Below are 9,912 nucleotides of genomic sequence, written 5' to 3' on the forward strand. Positions count from 1 at the left end.
ATGGATAAATTCCAACTCTCCTATTTTAGAAGATAGATGAAATTTTATTTATTTTGGTTGATTGTATAATCAAGTTGAACATTTAAATAAAAAATTCATAGCTATACTTCTGTGGTAGAATGTAGGTGTTAAATCAACAATAAACCAAAGGAGTTATAACTATGGATCATGTATATTGTACCACAACTAAACACGAAAAAGAGAAACATCTTTCTTATGATGAACGAGTTTTGATTCAGATTCGCTTGAAAGATGGATGGTCAGCTAACAAAATCGCTAAAGAAATCGGCTGTGCTCCAAACACTGTCCGCAATGAGATACGCAGAGGTACTGTCTCCTTGTATGCACCAAAACACTGTATCGTTACGTTGACCTTGGTCTAATGGGTACACGTAACCATAATCTTCCAGAGAAACTAAAAAGAAATACCAAAGCTCATCGCATACGCAAAAACAAGAAAAAACTTGGTCGTAGTATGGAAGAACGTCCAAAAGAAGTTGAAAATCGTCAAGAGTTTGGGCACTGGAAAGCAGATTTAGTGGTTGAACAAAAATCCGGAAATGACCAAGTGCTTCTCACTCTTGCAGAACGTAAAAGCCGCGAATACTGGATGTTACCAATCAAGAATCGTCATGCAGACTCTGTGATGGAAGCCTTTCATACTCTTCAGGGAATATATAGCGAGCATTTCAGTCAAGTGTTCAAGACAATCACGACAGACAATGGTTCTGAGTTTTCAAGGTTATCTGAACTTGAAGAATTAGCCGAGACGCTTGTTTTCTATACACATCCATATACGTCATGCGAAAAAGGAACTAATGAACGTCATAATGGTATTATACGAAGATTTATACCGAAAGGTAAGCGTATCAGTGACTTTGATGTAGACTATATTGCTGACATAGAAGTATCGTGTAACAGCTTGCCACTTAAAATACTAAATTATCGTACACCGGATGAAGTCTTCGAAGATGAGCTTGACCTTATATATCGACAAACAGCTTCATGATATGGATTTTTAGTTATCAATGTTCAACTTATTATTGCAATTTACAAAAATGAAATAGCAAGTTATATAAACAAGAAAAATGTGGATAGAGTTTATATTCTTGGAGGTAGAAATAGTGTGCCAACAGAGGTAGAAAATGCTATAAATAACACAGGTGGTGGAACAAATCCAATTAGTAACAAAAGAGAAGCAATTATGAATCTTGCTATGAAACAGTTGGGTAAACCATATTTATGGGGGGCAACTGGTCCAAATTCATTTGATTGTTCTGGATTAGTTTATTATGTTTATAAAAATGCGATATCTATGAATATCTCTCGAACTTCAAAGGCACAATCTAAACTTGGAAAACAAATTTCAAAATCCAATGTTAAGCCTGGTGATTTAGTTTTCTTTGATACAGTAGGTGGAGGAGAAGTAACTCATGTTGGTATAATGATTAATAGTAATGAATTTATTAACGCAGAAGGAGATAGAGGTCACCCTTTGTATGTTAGTATAAGAAGCATATCTATGCCTTATTGGTCAAAAAGGATTATTTCCTTCAGAAATTTATTAAATGATTAATAATATTAATAGGGGGAGTTTATGAGAAATAAAAACAATATAGCAATTTTATTATTACTGATTTTTTCTTTTTTTATTACAGGGGAAACAAATGCTGAAACAAGAGATAACCATAATAGTAGTATAAATAAATCAATTAATATTACAAGGATTTCAGGTAGTGATAGGTATGACACATCCTATAAAATCCAAGAATTTTTAACAAAGGATAAGTTTTCATACTATGCAGTCTTTGCTAGTGGTGAAGGTTTTTCAGATGCTTTATCAGCAGGTATATTAGCAGGAGAATTTGAAGCTCCTCTTATACTGGTAAGAAAAGATAGTATTCCAAAAGTAATATCAGACAATTATAGTCGTATTCTTTTTGGAAGGAGTTATTTGGTAGGTGGTACTAATTCTGTAAGTAAAAAAGTAGAAGATGAAATTTATAAAAAAATATCTGTTACTATTAGATTAGCTGGAAAAAATAGGCTAGATACAGCCTTATCAATTTATGGACCAATCTTAGAGAAAAGAAAAGAGTTAACTTTGGGGGATGCATATTCTTCTTACAATGGTTATGTGTATGCAGATGCACTTACAGCAATGCCATATATGTATCAATTAAATAAGTCCACTATGGGACCTCTTCCTCTTCTTCCGTATGCAGGAGAGGGGACTAGTATAGTTTTTGGTGGCTATAATTCGGTTCCTAAATTGGAAAATGAGACAACAAGAATATATGGAGCAGATAGGTATAAAACCGCTGTAGAAATTGCTAAGGCTTTTAAAAGTAATTTAAATAAAGATATAGACACGATAGTGCTTGCTAGTGGTGAAGACTATCCGGATGCCCTTTGTGCAGGACCCCTAGCGTCAAGTAAAAATGCAGCCATCCTACTTACCAATTCAAAGACTTTAAACGAAGATACTAGGGAGTATATAAAGTCAAATACTAATATAAAGAATATTATAATTGTAGGTGGGGAAAAGTCTATATCAAGCTCTGTAGAAGACGAGTTAAAAGCTCTTAGATAGACAAAATAGAATATAAAGATTTAAATTAAAAAAACCTTGATTAAGAAAAAATGTTTGTATAATATTTAGCGTTGGTGAGAGAAAAAATTCTCTCTCAACGCTAAATTTTTTGCAGGAAAAGAAGAACACACATTAAATCTCATGTATAATTTAAATCGCACAAAATAAAAAACAAGGAGAAATGATATGTGTTCTAATGCTAGTATAACAGAAATCTTGGGAATTAACGATAACAATTTAGTAATTTTAGGTAACGAAAAAGAAAAGATTAAGGGGATAGAGTATATAGTCCTAAGGAGAAAGCTTTCATATAGGCCAGATTGTTGTCCTAAGTGTGACATAGAGCCTAAATTGATAATTATGGATGCTGCTTTTTTGTTACTTAAATTACTAACATTAGTAACATATCTATTATAATGTAACTTAAAAACATAGCATAATTCCATTTTTAATAACTTAAATTATACATGAGATTTGAAATATTTTCTTATTTATTACAATATAATTTTCATATGTTTGTAATTAGTATTTAAAAAGTATATAATAAGGTTAGTCTTATACAAAGTTATATTGGAGGATGACAAACAAAAAATGATAAGAATAGCAATTTGTGATGATGAAAAAAGATTTTGCTTAGAGCTAGAAAAATATATATTGAAGTATGAGTTTATAAATGATATAGAAATAGAAATTAAAAAGTTCTATACAGGTGAAGATCTTATTGAATTTATAAAAAAAGAGGAAGTCGATCTTTTATTTTTAGATATAGAGCTTGTAAAAATGAATGGTATAAGTGTAGGTGAATATATAAGGGATACCCTAGAAAATTACAAAACAGAAATAGTATATTTTTCCTCTAAGGACTCTTATGATAGACAGTTATTTAAAACAAATCCTTTTGATTTCTTAGAAAAGCCTATAGATATTGATAAATTGAACTCTATCATAAAAAAGTTTATAAAAATAACAGGAAAGAAAGAAGAAGTCTATACATATAAGAAAAATAAGACGATATGTTCAATACCTTATGACGAAATAATGTATCTTGAATCAGAGGGACGTCACATAAAAATAATTAAAAATGGAGAAATATACGATGTATTTAATGGAAAAATTGGAGATGAAAAAGAAAAATTTATTACCAGAAATTTTGCTAATCCTCATAAATCATATATTGTAAATCTTAAGTTCATTGTTAAGATATCTGCTAGCAAAATAGAGTTAAAAAATGGACTTATAATAAATATCGGCAGAAAGTATGTAGACGAAACAATGCAAAAATATATGGCATATCGGAGGGGGTAATAATGCTTACAAGTTATGATTGCATTTTTATGTTATTAGAAGTTATCTATACTTTGACTGTATATAAGATAATAAATGTATTCTTTACTAATAAAAAAATCAATTCTATTTATGAAAAAATTTTATATGCTATCTTTAATATTGCTGTAGTTGTAGTATATTTAAAATTTAACATACCATTATTAACAATTGTAGCAAATTTCATATTTATATTGTTATTGTTGAGCTTGATATATGATGATACCTTTAAGAGAAAAGCTCTTGTTACAATTTTGATTATTTTCTTTTTATTGATATCAGATATATTATTATCTATGATATTTATAAATGTAGTTAATGAAAATATACTCCAAAAAAATAATTTTTTTGATATATATGTGGTATTTATTGTAAATATGATAAGATACTTATTTGTATTAATAGTTATTAATTTTTATAAAATAAGAATTGAAAAAAACATACCATTAATATTCTCATTACCAATAGCCCTAACAGCAGTAATATCTATGGTGGTCACTATAAATATGCTTTTAGTTGTTGATAGTAATAATTATAAGTTTATTTTTATTAATATGGTTTTAATTTTTATTATTTGTATTATACTAATATATATTTTTAATAAAATAGTAAATGTAATGACAGAAAATGCTAGACAAAAAATTCTTATTAAACAAAGCGAATATTATGAAAAGCAAATAGAAGCTGATAGAAAGCATATTAATAATACAAGAAAAATAAAGCATGATATGAAAAATCATATGTATGCTATAAATAATATGGCTAAAAATAATATGAGTAAAGATATTATTACTTATACAAATGATATTCTAGGAAAAATAGAGGGTGAAAAAGTATACATAAATACTGGTAACTACCTAATTGATGGTATATTAAATGTAAAATTTGAAGAAATAAAAAATCAAGGTATAGATTTTAAATATGATGTAAAAATACCAGAAGGAATTAAACTTCCTGAGTTTGAAGTTATAACCATTTTAGGGAATTTGCTGGATAATGCTATTGAAGGAGTAAAATCAATTAAAGATAATAAATATATAGAAGTCTTTATATCATATAAAGATAGTAATTTGCTTATAAAAATAGTAAATACATTTGATGGCCTAGTAATAAAAGATAATAAAGGATTTGTTAGCAGAAAGGAAGAAAAAGTCTACCATGGAATTGGGCTTAAAAACGTACGTGAGCAAGTAGAAAAAAGTAATGGTTATATGAATATTGATACAGGTAACTGTATGTTTACTGTCGATTTATTTATTAACCTATAATATATTGTTGAGACAACTAGTATAAAAGCATGGATTGAAATTAGTCCATGCTTTTTATGTCATTTTAGGGGGTATTTTTAACACGTTTAAAAAAAATACGAATAATATGATATGATATCATGTATAATTTACCAAAATATGGAGGATATTAAGTGAAGAAAAAGATTTTTAACATGATAACATATTTATCACTATTTTTTGTGATTTTGGGTGCAAACTCAACCTGTTCTTTTTTTATTTTTCAAGATAAGGAAAGTCCAGAAATAAAAAAATTTAGAAGATTTTAGCGTGAAAGATATGGTTGAATTAATTTTAGAAAAATTAATTTTATATTCTTGTATAGAAAATAGCGAAATGGAAATATATAGGTATGGACTAAGAAAATTAATCAACTCTATATTAAATTTTTTAATAATAATTATTATTGGAATAATTTATGATGAATTTTTTATTGCCATACTGTATGCATTTTCGTATATACTGTTAAGAAGATATTCAGGAGGATACCATTCGAAAAGTTTAATAAATTGTTATATTTTTTCGACACTTAAAATAATTTTCGTTTTAAATATAATATATTATATAAATGTTTATAAAATAAACACTTTTTTTATAACTCTTATTTCATCTATAGTTATACTATTTTTATCACCAGTTGAGTGTAAAAATAAAAGGTTGGATCAAGATGAAAAAAAAGTATATAAAAATAAATCTATGAGAGTTACTTTATTTATATACCTAATATATCTATTGGTATATTTTACTAACAATTATATATCAACAACTTTTTCCGTGTCTATATTTATGGTAGCGTTTTTAATTATTTTGGGTAAAATAGACTCTAATCTAATAGCGAAACGCTATTAATAGTTGAAATTATATTTTATATTTTTAGGAGGATTTTATGAAAGTTAAAAAGAAATTAGTTATAACAATGGCATTATTGATGTCATTGTCTATGGTATCTAATGCAAATTATGCACTAGAAAACAATTTTAGTCATCAGGCTGAAGAAGTATTAAAGAGTGATGTAGATTTACAAGATGTAAGTCGCAAGGAATTAGTAAAGGAAAGGAACGAAAATTCTGATTTAAGAATATCAGAAAACACAGATTTATTTACATTAGAAAATCCAGACACATTTATAGGTCTTCCGATTTCTATTTTATCAAAAACAAAATCAATAACGAAAGATTCTGTTATTGAATATCAAAGAGAAGATGGAAGTATTGTGAGTTTTAAAGCATCTAACGAAGATACAGAGATTTCTAAAAATGATGAATACCATTTTAATATTATTCCAGACACAAGAGGTATATGGAAAGTATATTCTCTTGATGGCAAAAGAATACAAAATGATAAATTAACATTTATGACATATACTGATGGTCAGGATTTTGATAAAATTAATAATGAAGAATATAGAAAAAATGAATCAAAAAGATTATTAAGAGCTCCTTCTAGAAAAAATATTATACGATATGAAGGAAGTGATAGAGTTAATACAGCTGTTACAATCTCAAACAAAAACTTCAATAGTGCACGAAATGTTATTGTAACAAATGCTTGGAAACCAAGTGATGCTTTAGCAGCAACAGCATTAGCAAAGAGTTTAAATTCGCCAATCTTATATGTAAATAAAGATGAATTGCCTAGTAACACAAAGTATGAAATTGATAGACTAGGTGCGGAAAATATATACGTAGTAGGAGGTGAGAATTCCGTATCAGAAAATGTAAAAAGCCAACTTTATTACGATATTCGTTCTGTTAGAAATACATACAGGATAAGTGGTGAAAATAGGGCTGGAACGGCCTTAGAACTAGCAAAAGAAGCAGCTAGATACAAAAAAGGAAGTAAGGCTTTTATTGTTACGGGAACGTCTGATTCAGACTGCTTAGCTGTAAGTGCTGCTTCTGGTGAAAATTCTTATTTCATGTTTTATGTTGTAAATGGAAATTTAGATTGGGAGTCAAGAAATTACATTAGAAATAATTTTAATAGCGTGTTTATAGCAAATGGAAATGAGAATATAAATAGTTCAATTGTAAATGACCTAAGAAATAGTGGATTAAGAGTTAATCAAATATATGGAAATGATAGTTTTGATTTAAGTATGAAAATATCAGAAAATAGTAATGAATTTTATACAACTTTACATAGTGTATACCTAACATCAGGAAGAAATGTTGCTGACGGTGTACCAGGAAGTGTATTGGCTGCTAAATCAGGAATGCCATTGATGCTTGTTGATGGAAACAATAATAAAAATGAAATAGCAAGTTATATAAACAAGAAAAATGTGGATAGAGTTTATATTCTTGGAGGTAGAAATAGTGTGCCAACAGAGGTAGAAAATGCTATAAATAACACAGGTGGTGGAACAAATCCAATTAGCAACAAAAGAGAAGCAATTGTAAACCTAGCTATGAAACAATTAGGAAAAAAATATGTATATGGTACAATGGGACCAAATACATTTGATTGTTCCGGATTCGTTTATTATGTCTATAAAAACGCAATAAATATGAATTTACCTAGAGTATCAGATGCGCAGGGTAGTACTGGAAAATCAATTAATAAATCAGAATTGAAACCAGGAGATGTTGTATACTGGAAGTACCCACGAGGACATGTAGGCATATATATTGGAAATAATAAGATTATACATGCTTCACAACCAGGAGATTATGTAAAAATATCAACTATATGGACTTCTCCAAATCCGCCTACATCATACAGGAATTATCTAAATGACTAAAGAGAAGAGGGATAATATGAAAATAAAAAGAATATCTTTAAAGTTATATATTTTAACAGGAATAATTTTTATGTATAGCTCTAATATAATTTTTGCAGAGAACCCTATCAATATTTCAAGAATTTCTGGTAGTGATAGGTATGATACATCAGTAAAGATATCTGAAGAAATTAACAATAATGGAATAATTTCAATAGCAAGTGGAGAACATTTTGCAGATGCATTATCTGCTGGTTGGTTAGCAACTGAATGTAAAGCACCACTTTTACTTGTAAAGAAAAATGAAGTTCCTAAAAATGTATACGATAGAATAGCCTTGCTAAAAGCTAATAAGACAGCCCTTGTTGGTGGAAAGACTATTATTTCGAATGATGTCGAAAAAACTATAGAAGCAACTACTAAAAAAATATACAGGATAGCAGGTGAAGACAGGTATTTAACATCCCAATTAGCAGAAGCAGCAGTTTCACCAATATTATATGATGGCTCACCAGCAATTGCATCGGATGTTGTCGCAGTATATAATGGTAATAATTTTTCTGATGCCCTAGCTGCAACACCTTTTTTAAATAAGTTTAATACATCAAATATAGAGGGTTATGGACTTCCTCTAATATCAATTAAACCTAATGGAAATACTGCTGAAGGAATACGAATGGTATTTGGTGGTGAAAATTCTGTAAACAAGTATAAGGAAAAATACAGGTTTGCAGGCCAGGATAGGTATAAGACAGCTGTAGAAATAGCTAAGGCATATAAAGACCTATTAAAGATGGACATAGATACAATAGTGCTTGCTAGTGGTGAAGACTATCCGGATGCTCTATGTGCAGGACCACTGGCGTCAAGTAAAAATGCTGCCATCCTACTAACAAAGTCAAAGACTTTAAACGAAGATACTAGGGAGTATATAAAGGCCAATACTAATATAAAGAATATTATAATTGTAGGAGGAGAAAAGTCTATATCAAGCTCTGTAGAAGACGAGCTAAAAGCTCTTAGATAGACAAAATAGAATATAAAGATTTACATTAAAAAAACCTTGATTAAGAAAAAATGTTTGTATAATATTTAGCGTTGGTGAGAGAAAAAATTCTCTCTCAACGCTAAATTTTTTGCAGAAAAATAGGAACACACATCAAATCTCATGTATAATTTAAATCGCCAAAAAAAAATAATAAGGATAAATGAGATGAAGAAGCTTAATACCGGGTCTAGAGAGTATAAAGTACTGAAGAGATACTGGAAAATACCCATGTGTTTTAGGAAGAGTATAAAAAGCCTTAAAAAGCTTAGAAAGTATGTGCTAAACTCATTAAAATATGACTATACGAATGCTATGGTGGAGGGTAAAAATAACAAGATAAAGGTAATTAAAAGAGTATCCTACGGATATAGGAGTTTTAGGAATTTTAAGGCAAGGATAATGCTTATGGAAAGGTATAAAATACAAAAGGGCAACATCCATAGTTATCAGTTTGCTATGGATATTGCCGCATAATTTAATAGATTTTATTGATTTAAATTATCACCAACGTTATTTGACATAGAGCCAAATTTTTGCATACTCTCGTTAAAATAGTTCATGCTTTTTATGTCATTTTTTGGGTCATTTTTGAAAATTTAAAAAAACTAATAATTATATAGAATATCATGTATAATATTATTATAAATATAAAAATTGTTATTTGTAGCTTTAAATGAATGAGTAGCTAATGAAAATCAAAAAAAATCAGTTGTAAGATTGACACCAATGATACAACAAGAATATATGGAACTGATAGGTATAAAACCGCTGTAGAAATAGCTAGAGATTTTAAAAGTAAATTAAATTTTTTCACTAGGAGGTGATTTGATGAATATGTATATTTTGGGGTTGAAATATATAAAAAGTCACGCCAAAAGGGTTATATATTTGAGTATAATTATAGTATTTTCACTGGTAAGTTTAGTTTCAATGTCCATTG

At 28.6% G+C, this 9,912-nt stretch carries 9 protein-coding genes and 1 pseudogene; all 10 read left to right on the forward strand.

The genetic code is table 11. The annotated features are described in order from the left end of the window. The first annotated feature begins 161 nt into the window (after positions 1–161). The 10 genes and pseudogenes from ACTTG8_RS08905 to ACTTG8_RS08950 all read left to right on the forward strand — a co-directional run bounded on the left by ACTTG8_RS08905 (position 162) and on the right by ACTTG8_RS08950 (position 9,446). Positions 162–1,009, forward strand: a pseudogene (locus tag ACTTG8_RS08905) (IS30 family transposase). 117 nt (positions 1,010–1,126) lie between these two features. Then, positions 1,127–1,576 carry a C40 family peptidase gene (locus tag ACTTG8_RS08910; RefSeq protein ID WP_442561768.1) on the forward strand — a complete coding sequence of 150 codons (450 nt, stop codon included), beginning with the start codon at positions 1,127–1,129 and terminating at the stop codon, positions 1,574–1,576. Between the two features lie 21 nt (positions 1,577–1,597). Beyond that, on the forward strand, positions 1,598–2,593 hold the full coding sequence (locus ACTTG8_RS08915; protein WP_442561769.1) for a cell wall-binding repeat-containing protein: 996 nt from the start codon (positions 1,598–1,600) through the stop codon (positions 2,591–2,593). A 591-nt stretch (positions 2,594–3,184) separates the two neighbouring features. Continuing rightward, positions 3,185–3,898 (forward strand): LytR/AlgR family response regulator transcription factor, encoded by a 714-nt coding sequence (locus ACTTG8_RS08920; protein ID WP_442561770.1) that lies wholly within the window; start codon positions 3,185–3,187, stop codon positions 3,896–3,898. 2 nt (positions 3,899–3,900) lie between these two features. Next, positions 3,901–5,184, forward strand: a complete 1,284-nt coding sequence (locus ACTTG8_RS08925; protein ID WP_442561771.1) for a sensor histidine kinase — start codon at positions 3,901–3,903, stop codon at positions 5,182–5,184. A gap of 152 nt (positions 5,185–5,336) precedes the next feature. After that, entirely contained in the window at positions 5,337–5,471 is a 135-nt protein-coding gene (locus ACTTG8_RS08930) for a cyclic lactone autoinducer peptide (RefSeq protein ID WP_442561772.1), read from the forward strand. Between the two features lie 10 nt (positions 5,472–5,481). After that, positions 5,482–6,051 (forward strand): accessory gene regulator ArgB-like protein, encoded by a 570-nt coding sequence (locus tag ACTTG8_RS08935; protein ID WP_442561776.1) that lies wholly within the window; start codon positions 5,482–5,484, stop codon positions 6,049–6,051. Positions 6,052–6,088: 37 nt separating this feature from the next. Continuing rightward, complete coding sequence (locus ACTTG8_RS08940; RefSeq protein ID WP_442561773.1) at positions 6,089–7,945, forward strand: cell wall-binding repeat-containing protein; 1,857 nt, start codon at positions 6,089–6,091, stop codon at positions 7,943–7,945. Positions 7,946–7,961: 16 nt separating this feature from the next. Further along, entirely contained in the window at positions 7,962–8,951 is a 990-nt protein-coding gene (locus tag ACTTG8_RS08945; protein WP_442561774.1) for a cell wall-binding repeat-containing protein, read from the forward strand. 186 nt (positions 8,952–9,137) lie between these two features. Next, a complete protein-coding gene (locus tag ACTTG8_RS08950; protein ID WP_442561775.1) occupies positions 9,138–9,446 on the forward strand; it encodes a transposase in 309 nt (102 codons plus the stop codon). Positions 9,447–9,912 lie beyond the last annotated feature (466 nt).

It is taken from the genome of Catonella sp. (assembly GCF_052173895.1).
Taxonomy (GTDB): Bacteria; Bacillota; Clostridia; order Lachnospirales; family Lachnospiraceae; genus Catonella.

Excerpts from the sequence above, each read along its gene's own strand:
- ACTTG8_RS08915 (WP_442561769.1), top strand. The coding sequence starts at position 1,598 with ATGAGAAATAAAAACAATATAGCAATTTTATTATTACTGATTTTTTCT.
- ACTTG8_RS08920 (WP_442561770.1), top strand. The coding sequence starts at position 3,185 with ATGATAAGAATAGCAATTTGTGATGATGAAAAAAGATTTTGCTTAGAG.
- ACTTG8_RS08925 (WP_442561771.1), top strand. The coding sequence starts at position 3,901 with ATGCTTACAAGTTATGATTGCATTTTTATGTTATTAGAAGTTATCTAT.
- ACTTG8_RS08935 (WP_442561776.1), top strand. The coding sequence starts at position 5,482 with ATGGTTGAATTAATTTTAGAAAAATTAATTTTATATTCTTGTATAGAA.
- ACTTG8_RS08940 (WP_442561773.1), top strand. The coding sequence starts at position 6,089 with ATGAAAGTTAAAAAGAAATTAGTTATAACAATGGCATTATTGATGTCA.
- ACTTG8_RS08945 (WP_442561774.1), top strand. The coding sequence starts at position 7,962 with ATGAAAATAAAAAGAATATCTTTAAAGTTATATATTTTAACAGGAATA.
- ACTTG8_RS08950 (WP_442561775.1), top strand. The coding sequence starts at position 9,138 with ATGAAGAAGCTTAATACCGGGTCTAGAGAGTATAAAGTACTGAAGAGA.